The sequence below is a fragment of the Sulfitobacter sp. GN1-4 genome (genome assembly GCF_055693825.1).
In genome coordinates, this window is the sequence record NZ_JBVFUQ010000003.1 from 551,536 (window position 1) to 565,690 (window position 14,155).

General features: G+C 61.5%; 13 protein-coding genes and 2 pseudogenes. 8 read left to right on the forward strand and 7 right to left on the reverse strand.

Annotated features, from left to right (window positions below; translation table 11 throughout):
• Positions 1–2: 2 nt before the first annotated feature.
• The gene (locus tag ACZ1HM_RS03295) at positions 3–1,187 is read right to left on the reverse strand and encodes a penicillin-binding protein activator (RefSeq protein WP_472741178.1); all 1,185 of its coding nucleotides are present in this window, start codon (positions 1,185–1,187) and stop codon (positions 3–5) included.
• 89 nt (positions 1,188–1,276) lie between these two features.
• Between ACZ1HM_RS03295 and rsmI the strand changes: the two genes are divergently transcribed.
• The 4 genes and pseudogenes from rsmI (at position 1,277) to ACZ1HM_RS03315 (ending at position 4,514) form a co-directional block, all read left to right on the forward strand.
• Positions 1,277–2,131: a 16S rRNA (cytidine(1402)-2'-O)-methyltransferase gene (gene rsmI, locus ACZ1HM_RS03300; protein ID WP_472741179.1), complete on the forward strand. Its 855-nt coding sequence runs from the start codon at positions 1,277–1,279 to the stop codon at positions 2,129–2,131.
• A gap of 9 nt (positions 2,132–2,140) precedes the next feature.
• Positions 2,141–2,520, forward strand: a pseudogene (locus ACZ1HM_RS03305) (YraN family protein).
• A 150-nt stretch (positions 2,521–2,670) separates the two neighbouring features.
• On the forward strand, positions 2,671–3,606 hold the full coding sequence (gene gshB / locus ACZ1HM_RS03310; protein ID WP_472741180.1) for a glutathione synthase: 936 nt from the start codon (positions 2,671–2,673) through the stop codon (positions 3,604–3,606).
• On the forward strand, positions 3,603–4,514 hold the full coding sequence (locus ACZ1HM_RS03315) for an alpha/beta hydrolase (protein WP_472741181.1): 912 nt from the start codon (positions 3,603–3,605) through the stop codon (positions 4,512–4,514). The genes gshB and ACZ1HM_RS03315 overlap by 4 nt, the downstream gene beginning before the upstream one ends.
• A 221-nt stretch (positions 4,515–4,735) precedes the next feature.
• On the opposite strand, the pseudogene ACZ1HM_RS03320 reads toward ACZ1HM_RS03315, so the two are convergent.
• The 6 genes and pseudogenes from ACZ1HM_RS03320 to cobU form a co-directional block, all read right to left on the reverse strand.
• Positions 4,736–6,377, reverse strand: a pseudogene (locus ACZ1HM_RS03320) (sulfatase-like hydrolase/transferase).
• A 21-nt stretch (positions 6,378–6,398) separates the two neighbouring features.
• Positions 6,399–6,653, reverse strand: a complete 255-nt coding sequence (gene nrtS, locus ACZ1HM_RS03325) for a nitrate/nitrite transporter NrtS (protein WP_472741182.1) — start codon at positions 6,651–6,653, stop codon at positions 6,399–6,401.
• Between the two features lie 112 nt (positions 6,654–6,765).
• On the reverse strand, positions 6,766–8,280 hold the full coding sequence (locus tag ACZ1HM_RS03330) for a YifB family Mg chelatase-like AAA ATPase (protein WP_472741183.1): 1,515 nt from the start codon (positions 8,278–8,280) through the stop codon (positions 6,766–6,768).
• A 125-nt stretch (positions 8,281–8,405) separates the two neighbouring features.
• Complete coding sequence (locus tag ACZ1HM_RS03335; RefSeq protein ID WP_472741184.1) at positions 8,406–9,089, reverse strand: glutathione S-transferase; 684 nt, start codon at positions 9,087–9,089, stop codon at positions 8,406–8,408.
• Between the two features lie 60 nt (positions 9,090–9,149).
• A complete protein-coding gene (locus tag ACZ1HM_RS03340) occupies positions 9,150–9,731 on the reverse strand; it encodes a histidine phosphatase family protein (protein ID WP_472741185.1) in 582 nt (193 codons plus the stop codon).
• Positions 9,728–10,258 carry a bifunctional adenosylcobinamide kinase/adenosylcobinamide-phosphate guanylyltransferase gene (gene cobU, locus ACZ1HM_RS03345; RefSeq protein ID WP_472741186.1) on the reverse strand — a complete coding sequence of 177 codons (531 nt, stop codon included), beginning with the start codon at positions 10,256–10,258 and terminating at the stop codon, positions 9,728–9,730. The genes ACZ1HM_RS03340 and cobU overlap by 4 nt, the downstream gene beginning before the upstream one ends.
• An 85-nt stretch (positions 10,259–10,343) precedes the next feature.
• Here cobU and ACZ1HM_RS03350 point away from each other — a divergent pair, with 85 nt between their 5' ends.
• The 4 genes from ACZ1HM_RS03350 (at position 10,344) to ACZ1HM_RS03365 (ending at position 13,990) form a co-directional block, all read left to right on the forward strand.
• Positions 10,344–11,222: an RNA polymerase factor sigma-32 gene (locus ACZ1HM_RS03350; RefSeq protein ID WP_472741187.1), complete on the forward strand. Its 879-nt coding sequence runs from the start codon at positions 10,344–10,346 to the stop codon at positions 11,220–11,222.
• A gap of 73 nt (positions 11,223–11,295) precedes the next feature.
• A complete protein-coding gene (coaBC, locus tag ACZ1HM_RS03355) occupies positions 11,296–12,489 on the forward strand; it encodes a bifunctional phosphopantothenoylcysteine decarboxylase/phosphopantothenate--cysteine ligase CoaBC (RefSeq protein WP_472741188.1) in 1,194 nt (397 codons plus the stop codon).
• The gene (gene dut / locus ACZ1HM_RS03360) at positions 12,486–12,944 is read left to right on the forward strand and encodes a dUTP diphosphatase (protein ID WP_472741189.1); all 459 of its coding nucleotides are present in this window, start codon (positions 12,486–12,488) and stop codon (positions 12,942–12,944) included. Before coaBC ends, dut begins: the two co-directional genes overlap by 4 nt.
• Positions 12,944–13,990, forward strand: a complete 1,047-nt coding sequence (locus ACZ1HM_RS03365) for a HesA/MoeB/ThiF family protein (protein WP_472741190.1) — start codon at positions 12,944–12,946, stop codon at positions 13,988–13,990. Before dut ends, ACZ1HM_RS03365 begins: the two co-directional genes overlap by 1 nt.
• Positions 13,991–14,155 lie beyond the last annotated feature (165 nt).

Sequence of the window (14,155 nt, forward strand, 5' to 3'; positions counted from 1 at the left end):
GATCAGAAACCAGCGCCACCAAAGGCCTGTGGCGCGCCTTCCAGAACCACAACGCCCTGTCCGCGGATCGTGGCCACAGCCAGACCGCGTTCATTGGTGCCGTCCCGGCGCAGGCGGAAGATACCACTGGCCCCGCGGAAACCGGCACCCTGGGTCAAAGAGGCACCTGAAAGGGCATCGGATTTCCCGGATTTGACCAGGGCCCCCACGGCTGCAATCCCGTCAAAGGCCAGACCGGCCAGGGGATGCGGGTCTTCGCCGTAGGCTGCCGCATAGCGCTGCTTGAACGCAGAGGTCGCACTTGGGTCAGGCAGGGCAAACCAGCCGCCCTGCACACCAGGCAAGGTTAGTGTCTGGGGCGGAATGTCCCAGCGGGTCAAGCCGATGTATTGCGTGGCTGCAGATGTGATGCCTGCCTCAGGCAACAGCTGTGCAAATAGCGGCAGCGCAGAGGCCGATGAGGTGGTCAGAAAGAGCGCGTTTGCCCCGGTTTGATCCACTGTCGCTTTCACACGCGGCACGGCGGCCACAACGGCCTCCTGGCTAAGCGCATAATCGACCGTGCCCGCCAGGCTGGCGCCATTGGCCGAAATCGCCTGCTGGATCGCGTTGCGGCCCAACTGCCCGGCAACATCTTGCCCATGCAAGATCACGATGCGGTCCTTGCCAGAGCGTTTGGCATAGCCCACCAACCGGTTGGCCGTGTTGGCAAAGGTTGGACCTAGCACAAAGACGTTGCCGCCCGCGATTGTGGGGTTGTTGGAGAACGACAGCACGTTCACCCCGGCAGGGGCTGCGGCAACACCTGCGGCATTGGCCGCTTCGCCGTAAACCGGCCCGATGATGATTTTGGCACCTTCGCTGACCGCTTGGGCGGCGGCTGTGCCTGCCGTGCCTGCGTTCCCGGCGGTGCCGTAAACCCGCAGGTCCACATTCACGCCGTCCAGGCTTTGCATCGCCAGACGCGCTGCGTTTTCAAGGTTTTGCGCCAAAAGGTTGTCCCCACCAGAGCCGCCGCGCGGCACCAACAGCGCCACAGGCACGGGCGCATTAGCGTCGAGCTTTGGCCCCCCCGTTGTGGCCAAACCACCCATTGCTGCTGGATCACACGCCGCCAGCATTACCGCAAAAAGAGGCATCATCAGCAGCCGCAGCTTCTTGCGGCCTGCATCAAAAAACGCAATCATCTTGAACTCACTCCCACCAAGGTCTGGCCCGCGCAGTTTCGGCGCGCCACTTGGGCGTGATCATATAGGGTGCAAAAGGCGGGTCCAGCGTGAATTATCAAAAGGTGCCTCTGACGGCGGGTTTATACTTTGTCGGCGTGCCCATCGGCACGGCGCGCGACATCACGTTGCGCGCGCTGGATGTCTTAGCCTCAGCTGAGGTGCTGGCGGCCGAAGATACCCGCGCTTTGCGCAAATTGATGGACATCCACGGCGTCCCGCTGGCCGGGCGGCGCATCCAAGCGCTGCATGATCACAGCGGCACTGGCGTGCAGGCCCAATTGATTGCCGCGATGCAGGCAGGCCAGTCTGTGGCCTATGCCTCAGAAGCAGGCATGCCGCTGATTGCGGATCCTGGCTTTGAGCTTGCGCGTGCATGCACCCAAGAAGGCCTGGCCGTGACCTGCGCACCGGGCCCGTCCGCGGTGCTGACGGCGCTGGTCATTGCGGGCCTGCCGACGGATGCGTTCTTTTTTGCAGGGTTTATGCCAAACGCCAAAGGCGCGCGGCAAACGGCGCTGGAAAAGCTGCGTGAAATCCCCGGCACTTTGGTGTTCTACGAATCGCCCAAGCGGCTTGGGGCCTTTTTGGCTGATGCAGGGGCGGTGCTGGGTACGGAACGTGCCGCCGTGGTGTGTCGGGAGCTGACCAAGAAATTTGAGGAACGGCGCAGCGGCACGCTGGCTGAGCTTGCGGCGCATTATGCCCAACAGACCCCGAAAGGGGAGGTGGTCGTCTTGATTGACCGGGCGCGTAAATCTTCGATTAACCAATTGGATTTAGCATCTGAGCTGCGGCAGGCGTTGCAATCCATGTCGGTCCGGGATGCTGCGGATCTGGTGGCAAAGGCGCATGATCTGCCCCGTCGCCAGGTCTATCAGGCGGCGCTGGCACTCGGAAAATAGGGGGGCTTTATGTCTCATCGCGATACGCGTCATCATCGTGGCCGGATGGCCTATCATGCAGGCGTCGCTGCCGAACACCGCATCGCACAGGATTATGAACGCCGGGGGTTTACGGTGGCCCGCCGCCGCTGGCGCGGCCAGGGCGGTGAGGTTGACCTTATTGTGCGCGATGGCGCGGGGCTGATTTTTGTTGAGGTGAAAAAAGCCGGTCATTGGCCCGCGCCGCTGAAAGCCTGTCACACCGTCAAATGCAGCGGCTCTATCATTCCGCTGAGGAATTCATCGGGTCTGAACCAGCGGGCAGTCTGACACCAGTGCGCTTTGATGTGGCCTTGGTGGATGGCCAGGGGGACACCCAGATCATTGAAAACGCATTCGGGCATGGCTGAGCCTGGACTTGCCTGACCCGTGCTGGCCGGCTGGGTGGCGCAGGCTTTTGCCGGCGCTGCTTAAAGCAATCGTGTTTTCCAATTTGCATCTGCCTGTTGCACCGACATTCCCTGGGCGCCATGAAGGCAGGGCGCAACAAGGAATGACCGATGAAGATTGCCTTTCAGATGGACCCTATTGGGGACGTTGACATCAACGCCGACAGCAGCTTTCGCCTGGCAGAAGAAGCGCAGGCGCGAGGCCATAGCCTGTTCTTTTACTCACCCGACAAGCTGGCGTTCCAAGAAGGGGTGATCACCGCCCGAGGCCACGATTTCACTGTGCAGCGCGTGCAAGGCGCGCATGCCGATTTGGGCCCGGAAAAAGAAGTGGCGCTGGCCGATTATGACGTGGTCTGGCTGCGCCAGGACCCGCCTTTTGACATGCACTATATCACGTCCACCCATTTGCTGGACAAACTCGCAGGCCAGGCATTGGTGGTGAATGACCCGTTTTGGGTGCGCAATTACCCGGAAAAACTGCTGGTGTTGGATTTCCCCCAGCTGACGCCCCCCACCACAATCGCCCGTGATCTGGACACCATCAAAGCGTTCAAGGCCAAACATGGGGATGTGATCCTGAAACCGCTTTACGGCAATGGGGGCGCAGGCGTGTTTCGCCTGGATGCCAATGACCGCAACCTGACCTCCCTGCATGAGCTTTTCACCGGATTTTCACGAGAGCCGCTGATCGTGCAAAAGTTCCTGCCCGATGTCTCCAATGGTGACAAACGGGTGATTTTGGTCGACGGCGAAGCTGTGGGGGCGATCAACCGGGTGCCTGCTGCTGGTGAGACGCGGTCGAACATGCATGTGGGCGGGCGGCCTGAGAAAATCGGCCTGACTGAGCGCGATCTGGAGATTTGCGCGGCCATCGGTCCGCTGTTGAAAGAAAAGGGTCAGGTCTTTGTCGGCATCGACGTCATCGGCGACTATTTGACCGAGATTAACGTGACCTCCCCCACAGGTATCCAAGAGCTGGAACGCTTTGATGGGGTGAACATTGCCGCCAAGATCTGGGAAGCCATTGAGACCCGCTGCAGATGAGCCTCATCGCGCCACTTCTGAACCGCTGGATTAAATGGGTTGAGAAACCCGCTCTTCGGCGCGCCACGCAGGCCGGGCCGATCCGCCGCAGATTTGAGCTGAATGCAAAGCTGTTCTTTCATGCGCCGCGTGGCACCCAGAAGCAGTGGCAGGTGCTGGAACATGAAGGCCGCCGGGTGGAGGCGCTGGATGTGGTGCCGGCCAACCTGGCCAGTGATAAGGTGATTTACTATATCCACGGCGGAGGGTTCATCTTTGGCAGCCCGCTGACCCATTCCGCGATGGTGGCGCATTTGGGCAAGCGGTTGGCGGCGCGCGCGGTGATGCCGCGCTACCGATTGGCCCCTGAACATCCCTTTCCTGCGGCGATTGAGGATGTGTTGACGGGCTATCTGGGGCTTCTTGCCTCAGGCGTGCCTGCCCGCGACATCATCGTGGGGGGCGACAGCGCGGGCGGCGCACTGACGCTGTCGTTGCTGCATGTGCTGCTGGCCGAAGGCCATGACCTGCCGGGGGCCGCGTTTTGTTTTTCACCGCTGACGGATGTGACCTTTTCCGGCGAGAGCTTTCACAGCAATGCCGAGGCGGAGGTTTTGCTGCCCCAAGAGAATGCAGCGCTGATGAGTGAGATGTATCTGGGCACGCAGGATCCCACGGACCCCCGTGTAAGCCCGCTTTTTGGAAAGTTCGAAGAGGCGCCGCCGGTGTGGATTGCGGTGGGCGATACGGAAATTCTGCGCGATGACGCCCGGCGCATGGTGGACAGGCTCAAGGAAGCCGAAGTGGAGGTCGCGTTTACCCAAGAGCGCGATCTGCCCCATGTCTGGCCGATCTTTCACACGATCCTGCCCGAGGCGCGGCGGACGCTGGATGCTTTGGCGGGGTGGATCAAGGCCACCTTGCGGTGAGGGCTCTGCCCCTTTGGTGAGGGGGGAGAGGTGACTGCGTTGCTGTGAGTTTTATTGGAAAGGTGAAGCGCGGGTTGGTCGCATCGCGGCTTCTCTAGGCTGCGTTTTGAGACCTTTTGGCGGCCTTTTGGTTGGGGCGCGTCCACACGCGAACGGTGCGGCGGGCGTTTGGCGCGGTTCGCCCCTTTAGGCGCATCAAGGCCTCAGGCCGCAATGGCGCTTCATTCGTCGAGGTAGTTTTTCTGCGCGCGTCCCCGGTAGGCGGCGGTCAGGTCTTCTGACACTTCCGTGCCGTCGACGAGGAAAGGCAGAATACCCCGGCGGCCTGATTTGCCGCGCATGTTTTCGATGGCCTCATTTGAGATTGTCACCCGTTGCGCGCAGCGCCGCCCCACGCCGCCAACCGCTCATAGAGCCGGGCGATTTCGGCGTCATGCGCATCCCCTTTGGCCAGGTCATCGAATTCATCCGGGTCGTTTTGCACATCAAAGAGCATCGGGCGCATTCCGCCTTCGGCGTGCATCATTTTGTAGCGGCCATCAAAGATCATGAAAATGCGGCATTGATCGGGACGCAGCCCCAGCTTGGCCCCTTGCGAGGTTGGCGAATAGTCAAACTCAGAAATCACATAATCGCGCCAGTCAGGCGTTTCCCCCGGATCCAGGGCATCAGCGAACGGCCTTCCAGGATGTGTGGCACGGCCGCGCCGCCTGCGGCATCCAGGAATGTGGGGGCCAGATCGATTGCTTCTACCAGCGCATCACAGACCGTGCCGCGGGTTGCGTCGGCCTCTGGGCGCGGATCATAGATGATCATCGGAATTTTGACCGATGGGTCATGGAACAGATCTTTTTCGCCCAACCAGTGATCGCCCAGGTAATCCCCGTGATCTGAGGTAAGCACGATCATCGTGTCCTGCATTCGGCCCGTTGCCTCCAGGTGATCCAAAAGCCGGCCCAGTTGATCGTCGCATTGCTTGATCAGGCCCATGTAGGCCGGGATCACCTTATGGCGCACATCCTCGCGCTGAAACGCTTGGGCGATGCGGTTTTCCATATAGGCCCCGAAGACCGGCTGGGGGTTGTCGCGTTCTGCCTCATGGCGCTTGGGCGCGGGGACATGTTCGGGGCCGTAAAGATCATGATAGGGGGCAGGCACAATGTAGGGCCAATGCGGTTTGATGTAGCTGACATGCGCGCACCAGGGGCCTTTGGCCTGATCGATAAAGTCCATCGTGCGTTGGGTCAGCCAGGGTGTTTCGCTGTCTTCTTCGCGGATGTTGGCGGGTTTATCGGCGTGCTGGAACATCCAGCCAGAGGCGATATCGCCCTTGTCGTCTACGCCCGCGTTGGCATGGGTGGCCCAGGGGTTTTCTGTCGGATAGCCTTTGGATTTGAGGTATTCGTTATAGGGCGAGCGGCGCTGATCGTAGAACCCGTCAGGGCCTTCGGCCCAGAGCCCATCGTCCCGGACCCAGACATCAAAGCCGCATTCCGCCTGCCGCGCACCAATGTCACTGTCGGGGCTCAGGCCCAGCCGGGCCATGCCTTCGGCATCTGCTGCCATGTGGGTTTTGCCGATCAGCCAGCACGCCATGCCATTGCGGCGCAGATGATCGCCCATCGTATGCTCGCCCACCCGCAAGGGAAATCCGTTGAACGCCGCCCCGTGTGAGGACACATAGCGCCCGGTGTAAAAGCTCATCCGGCTGGCACCGCAGATCGTGGACTGCACATAGGCGTTGGAAAACCGCACGCCGCTTTTGGCCACACGGTCAAAGTTCGGCGTGTGCAGATGCGGATGCCCCGCGCAGCTTAGGTAGTCAAAGCGCAGTTGATCATACATGATGAAAAGGATGTTCATGGGCTGGCCTTTCTGACGGGATTACGCCCCACGCGAGAGCGTTTGCCTGCCGTCGCGCACGGCAAGCACAGATGTGTAGGTGGACACGCCATAGGGCACAAGGAACGTCAGCAGGATTTTCAGCAACGTGCCCATATCAACCGACGCGCTAAGCAAACGGTCCCCATGGTTGATCAGCGCCAAGAGGGTCCCCACGACAAAGGCGATGCGGGCGGCCCGTGTGCGCACGCTACGCGACAAAGCGATGGCCAAAAAGGAGGCGTTGCTGTCTGCCATCCGGGTTCCTTTCGCAGATTAGAGGTTCGCTCAACATTGATCGTCTGGTGACGTCAGTTCTGCAGCCCATAATGCGATGGATTGGCGCGAAGACAAGCCGCTCAATCGGGGCTTAGGGGATTTGGGTCTCTGCCAGGCGAAAGCTGACCGCTTCTGCCACATGCGGTTTGCGAACGGTCCCTGATCCATCAAGATCCGCGATGGTGCGGGCCACCCGCAGCACCCGGTGATAGCCGCGCGCAGACAGGTTGAACCGCTCTGCCACGGTGTTGAGCAGGTCGCGCCCCTGCGTATCTGGCGTTGCAACCTCCTCCAGCACCTCACCTGCCGCATCGGCGTTCACGATCACATCCGGGGTGGCATCAAAGCGTTGTGCCTGAACCGCGCGGGCCTCAGCCACCCGGCTTGCCACCTCAGCTGAGGTGGGTCCGCTGGGTGGCAAATCCAGATCGCGGAACGCCACCGGGGGCACGTCGACCCGCAGATCAAACCGGTCCATCAGCGGACCAGAGATGCGGCCAAGGTAATCCTCTCCGCAGTGTGGCACCCGCGCGCAGGCGCGCTCAGGATCGCTGAGATAGCCGCATTTGCAGGGGTTGGCAGCGGCCACCAGCATGAATTTGCAGGGGTATTTCACATGGGCATTGGCCCGGGCGATCATCACTTCGCCCGCTTCAATGGGCTGGCGCAGGGTTTCCAAAACCGTGCGGGGGAATTCGGGAAACTCATCCATAAACAGCACGCCGTTATGCGCCAGGCTCACTTCTCCTGGTTTGGCCTGACGCCCGCCCCCGATGATCGCCGCCATTGAGGCCGTGTGATGCGGCTCACGAAAGGGTCTGTTGCGTGAAATGCCGCCCTCATCCAGCAGACCGGCCAGTGAGTGTATCATGGAGGTATCCAGCGCCTCAGCAGCGGTCAGCGGGGGCAGGATGGACGGCAGCCGCGCGGCCAACATGCTTTTGCCAGAACCGGGCGTGCCCACCAGCATCAGATGATGACGCCCCGCTGCGGCGATTTCCAGGGCCCGTTTGGCGCGTTCCTGGCCTTTCACCTCGCGCAAATCGCGGGTGCCCCTGTCCAGGGTCACTTCGCCCGGCTCGGCTGGGGCAAGTGGGGTTTGGCCGGTGTAGTGGCGCACCACATCGCCAAGGTTTTTGGCGGCGATGACTTGGGCCTGCCCCACCCAGGCCGCCTCAGATCCCGATCCCTTGGGGCAAAGCAGGCTGCGGTTGTGTTCAGCGGCCGCCATCGCTGCGGGGAGTGCGCCGATCACGGGCATCAATGTGCCGTCCAAAGACAACTCACCCAGGGCCACAACGCTTTCCGTGACGTCGGCGGGCAAAATCCCCAGCGCGTTGAGCAGGGCAAAAGCAATGGGCAGGTCAAAGTGGCTGCCCTCTTTGGGCAGGTCCGCAGGGCTCAGGTTGACCGTGATGCGTTTGGACGGCAGCGCAATCGCCATTGATGTCAGCGCCGTACGCACCCGGTCGCGGGCCTCAGAGACCGCTTTGTCAGGAAGCCCAACGATGGAAAAAGCGGGCAAGCCTGCCGTGATGGCGCATTGCACTTCGACCATGCGGGCCTCTACCCCTTGAAAGGCAACTGTATAGGCGCGTGCCACCATAGCCGTCTCCGTTAACCCGTGGTTAAGCGGTAGGCAGGCTTGGTTGAGGAATAGTTAACGGCGGGGCGGTCACGGGGGCAGCGCGGGCAATGTCCCGCACAACCCCACCGCAACAAAACCCAGGCTCAGCTGTCGGGCCAGGCCCGTGTGCTCAATCCCATGTCGTAGGGGAAGGGGTCATAGCGGGTCTTCAACCCCTCCGCGCGCCAGGCCTTGAACGCGGGATCCTCAAGCGTTGTCGCGCAGTACTGCCGTGCCGCTTCTGACACAGGCAAGTCGTAGCCTACGATCCGCGCACAGACCGGTGCATAAAACGCATCCGCCAGCGAATATGCGCCAAAGAGCCACGGACCGGGCACTGTGCGCAGGGCAGCGGCATGCGCCCACAGTGTCTCAATCCGCGCCAGATCGGCCTTTACCGCATCGCTCACCTCAAACCCTTCGTTGACGTGTTGCAACTGCATGGGGCAGGCACCGCGCAGGGCTGTGAACCCTGCTGCCATCTCAGCACAAAGCCAGCGTGCTGTGGCCCGGGCGGCGGGGTCAGTTGGCCATAGCTCTGCGTCCGGGTGCCGTTCGGCCAGCGTTTCGGCCATCGCCATGCTTTCGCCCACAACCGTGCCATCCGGCAGTCGCAGCGTGGGCACCAGCCGGGCGGGGGCCAGCGGGGCCAAATCCTGGGCCATCGTGCCGGAATAAAGCCCGACAAGATGCGCCTTGTAGGGCAGATTGAATTTCTCCAACATCAGCCAGCCCCGCAGGGACCAGCTTGAGAAGGTACGGTCGCCGATAAAAAGATCATAAGTCATGCGGCGGAGGTTAGGCGCGCGGGGTATCCAGTGACAAACGCAGATTTGTGCGCACCCCAATCACGGAAGGTGATTGATGCGCTCAACTGTCCAACTGCCGCCCGTGTGGTGCAGCGTTGTCACCGATAGATTGTCAATTTTATGGCTCATCGCCTCATAGGCGGTGACCCCCAAGGCGCGTTGCACCTGTGTCAGGATCACGCCGAAATGTGCCACGGCGATGATGTGCTGGCCCGGATGCGCGGCGTTCAACGCATCAACAACGCTGTTCACCCGTGCGGTGGTCTGGTTCCAGCTTTCGCCCTCAGGGGCCTGCACATCGCCCGGCGTTTCCCAATAGGCGCGGGAGAGCTCAGGGTCGCGGGCCGCGACCTCTTTAAAGTGCATCCCGTCCCAGACACCAAAATGCAGCTCTCGCAGGTTTGCGTCATGCGGCATGCGGCGCCGCTCTGCGGTTTCGATGGCATCCGCCGTGGCCACACAGCGGATCAGATCAGATGAGATCATCAAGGCGTTTTGCGGCAGATGTGCGTCCAACCGGGCAATTTGTGCGGTATCAGACAGATCTGCGGGCACGTCCCGCCACCCGACAAAGGTTTTTTCATGGGTCGGACCATGCCGCACCCAGTGCCAGGTTGTCATGGCAACTCTCCCTTTAGGATCTGCGGCAAGCCCGCGGTGATCTGCACCGCAAGCGCGGCTTCGGCGGCCAGTTGGATATTCAGCCGACCCTGCGCTTCGCGAAACTGTCGGGCCAGCGCGTTTTCCGGCACAATGCCGTGACCCACTTCGTTTGAGACGATCACCCAAGGTGCTGGGCAGGCGCGCAGGCTGGCCAAGAGGGCCGCTGTGGCGGTCTGCAGATCATGTTCAGCCAGCAGATGATTGGTCAGCCACATGGTGGCGCAATCGATCAATACCACCTCATCCGGGCGCACCTCAGCCAGGGCCGGGCCCAGATCAAACGGCGCTTCATGCGTGCGCCAACGCCCGTCGCGACGTTTTTTGTGAATCTGCACACGGGTCGCGGTTTCATCATCAAAGATCTGGGAGGTCGCCACATAAACCATTGCGTTTCCAGCGGATTCCGCAAGCGCTTCGGCCCATTGCGATTTGCCAGAGGCCGCGCCGCCTAAGACGAAAGTGGAGGGAGGCAATATTTTCTTCATTTTTTCTGGGAACCTTTTGATGCGCTCGTGCGTACACAACGTAAAGGCCCGCCACAAGGTGGGCGCAGTTCCAGGGAAGCAAGTGATGACAGTTCAGACCGCACGTGAATTTTCTTTAACCCGGACCGCCATGAAAGCGGAGCTTCTGGACGCTGATACAGAGCTGGAGCTGGCCTATGCCTGGCGCGACCAGCGGGATGAGGCGGCGCTGCACCGTTTGATCACAGCCTATATGCGGCTGGCGATTTCAATGGCGGGCAAATTCAAGCGCTATGGCGCGCCCATGAACGATCTGATCCAAGAGGCCGGTCTGGGGCTGATGAAAGCGGCAGACAAGTTCGATCCAGATCGTGGCGTGCGGTTTTCCACCTATGCGGTCTGGTGGATCAAGGCCAGCATTCAGGATCACGTGATGCGGAACTGGTCCATGGTCCGCACCGGCTCCACCTCATCGCAGAAGTCCTTGTTTTTCAACATGCGCCGCGTTCAGGCCCGGCTGGAACGCGAAGCCGCCGCCGCAGGTGAGACGCTGGACAAGCACCAGCTGCGCCAGCTGATCTCAACCGAGATTGGCGTGCCTTTGCACGATGTTGAGATGATGGAGGGGCGTCTTTCTGGGTCTGACTATTCCCTGAACGCCACCCAATCGACAGAAGATGAGGGGCGCGAATGGATTGATGCGCTGGTCGATGACAGCGCGCAGGCCGCTGAGCGTGTGGAGGAAAGCCACGACAACGCGCAACTGCGCACCTGGCTTCTGACCGCCATGCAAGAGCTGAACGAGCGTGAACAGTTCATCGTGCGCGAGCGTAAGCTGCGCGATCAACCGCGCACCTTGGAAAGCCTGGGCGAAGAGCTGAGCCTGTCCAAAGAGCGTGTGCGCCAGTTGGAGGCGGCTGCCTTTATCAAAATGCGCAAGTCCCTTGAGGGACAAAGCCGCGAAGTGCTGCACTTCCTCGCCTAACCGTCGGGGCTGGCACCCCCGCGCGACCCGGCCTATGCTCGACCCCAACCAAGGGGCCGTGAAAGGGCGCATCATGCTGGCAGGCAAACACATTCTGCTGATCATCGGCGGCGGCATCGCGGCCTTCAAATCGCTTGATCTGATCCGGCGTCTTCGCGAACGCGGCGCCGAGGTAACGCCGGTTTTAACCAAAGCGGGCAGTGAATTTGTCACCCCATTGTCAGTGTCCGCTTTGGCGGGCAAGAAAGTGTTCCAGGATCTTTTTGATCTGGGCGATGAGGCCGAGATGGGGCACATCCAACTCAGCCGTGTGGCTGACCTGCTTGTGGTCGCTCCGGGCACCGCCGATCTGATGGCCAAAATGGCGCAAGGCCACGCAAATGATCTGGCCTCCACTTTACTATTGGCCACCGATACGCCCGTGCTTGTCGCTCCGGCGATGAACGTGCGCATGTGGGATCATCCCGCAACGCAGCGCAATGTTGCGGTGCTAAAAGGCGACGGGATCCGCTTTGTCGGGCCCAACGATGGCGACATGGCGTGCGGTGAATATGGCCCGGGCCGCATGGCCGAACCGCTTGAGATTGTGGCGGCGGTTGAGGCGCAGCTGGCCGATGGCCCGCTTAAGGGCAAACGGGTGCTTGTGACATCCGGCCCGACACATGAACCCATCGACCCGGTGCGCTATATCGCCAACCGCTCATCCGGGGCGCAAGGCACGGCACTTGCCAAAGCTCTCGCGGCGCTGGGCGCGGATGTGGTTTTTGTGACCGGTCCCGCAGATGTGCCGCCCCCAGAAGGCGTTACCCTGCACCGCGTTCAAACGGCGGCAGAAATGCTGACGGCGGTACAATCGGCCCTGCCGGTGGACGCGGGAGTGTTTGCCGCAGCAGTTGCCGATTGGCGCGTTGAAGGCGCAAGCGACCGCAAATTGAAAAAGTCCAAAGACGGCCTGCCCACCCTCGCCTTCGCGGAAAACCCCGACATCCTCAAAACCATCAGCCAGATGGAAACGGGGCGCCCCGCGCTTGTCGTGGGTTTTGCGGCTGAAACCAATGACGTGATCGTCAACGCCACCGCCAAACGTGCCCGCAAGGGCTGTGATTGGATTGTGGCCAACGATGTCTCCCCCGAAACCGGCATCATGGGGGGCAGCGACAACACTGTGACCCTGATCACCGAAAAGGGGGCAGAGGGCTGGCCTCAGATGACCAAAGACGAAGTTGCGCGCAAGCTGGCCGCCCGCATCGCTGAGGCGCTCGCATGAGCGTGGTGGAGATCAAGCTCAGCTGGGCTGAGGGGGCCGACACCGCGCTTGGGTTGCCCAGCTATGAGACACCCGGTGCCGCAGGCGCGGATCTGCGCGCCAATATTCCTGAAGGTTCGGTGATGGTGCCCCCGCAGGGACGGGCGCTGATCTCAACCGGGTTGCACATGGAAATCCCGCTGGGATTTGAAGTGCAGGTGCGGCCCCGCTCGGGGTTGGCGCTCAAGCACGGGATCACCCTGCCCAATACACCGGGCACGATTGACAGCGACTATCGCGGCGTCGTGGGGGTGATCTTGCTGAATACCGGTGATACCGCTTTTGAAGTGACCCACGGGATGCGCATCGCACAGATGGTGGCAGCGCCGGTGGTTCAAGCTACCTTCCGCCTGGCCCGCGCGCTTAGCGAAACGGATCGCGGCGCGGGCGGATTTGGATCGACCGGAGTTTCCTGATGTTTCTCGTGCTGCTGCTGGGGGCCGCGATTTGGTTTGGCGGCGGGCGCATGGGTGCCAGCGCTGAGGTGCGCGGCATGTTTCTGGCGCTGATTTATGTGGCGATCCTGGGCATCCAGGTGGCCTTTCCCGTAGACAACCCGCTGCGTGTGGGCACCGGCGGCTCTGCGGCGCCTTGGTTGATCCTGGGCGGTTTTGGCCTGCTGTTCTGGGCCTACCGCCGCGTGATCCTGAGCTTGCGTGCCAAAGCAGGCGGCGGTGTTGCGGAAACAAATGTCGCCAAAGACGCAGCCTTCAGCGAAACGGAGCTGAACCGCTATGCCCGGCACATCGTGCTGCGCGAAGTGGGTGGCGTCGGTCAAAAGGCGCTGAAAGAGGCGAAGGTATTGGTGATCGGCGCAGGTGGTTTGGGCGCGCCTGCGCTGCAATACCTTGCGGCCGCGGGCGTGGGCACCATCGGCGTGGTGGATGATGATGTGGTCGACAACGCAAATTTGCAGCGCCAGGTCATTCATACGGACGCGCATATTGGAACGCCCAAGGTGTTTTCCGCCCAACTGGCGATGGAGGCGCAGAACCCCTTTGTGACTGTGCGCCCCTATCACCGTCGCCTGACGGGCGAGATCGCGGCGGAGCTGATCGCGGAATATGATCTGGTGCTGGACGGGACGGATAATTTCGACACCCGCTATCTGGTGAATGCGGCCTGTGTGGCGGCGGGGGTGCCGCTGATCTCTGGTGCACTCAGCCAATGGGAAGGGCAGCTGTCGGTCTTTGATCCAGCACAGGATGCGCCCTGTTATCGCTGCATCTTTCCTCAGGCCCCGGCCCCGCATCTGGCCCCCTCTTGCGCCGAGGCTGGTGTGATTGGACCGCTGCCGGGCGTGATCGGGTCAATGATGGCGGTGGAGGCGGTCAAGCTGATCACAGGCGCGGGCACGCCTGCGCGCGGGCAGATGTTGATCTATGACGCGCTTTATGGCGAGAGCCGCACCATCACGCTGAGCCGTCGCGCGGGGTGTGAGACCTGTGGCGCTGGGGCCTGAGGCGGGCGCTGTGCTGTCCCATTGGCGTCCCATTTCGGGCAGGCCGGGTGCGTTAAGTTGTATTGGAAAGATGAAGCGCGGTTGCGGGCGGCGCGCGCCCTAAGGGGGCGGTGCGATTGTGGGTGTTTGGCGGCGCTATGCAATTGCAACTGGGCGGCCCGGTCC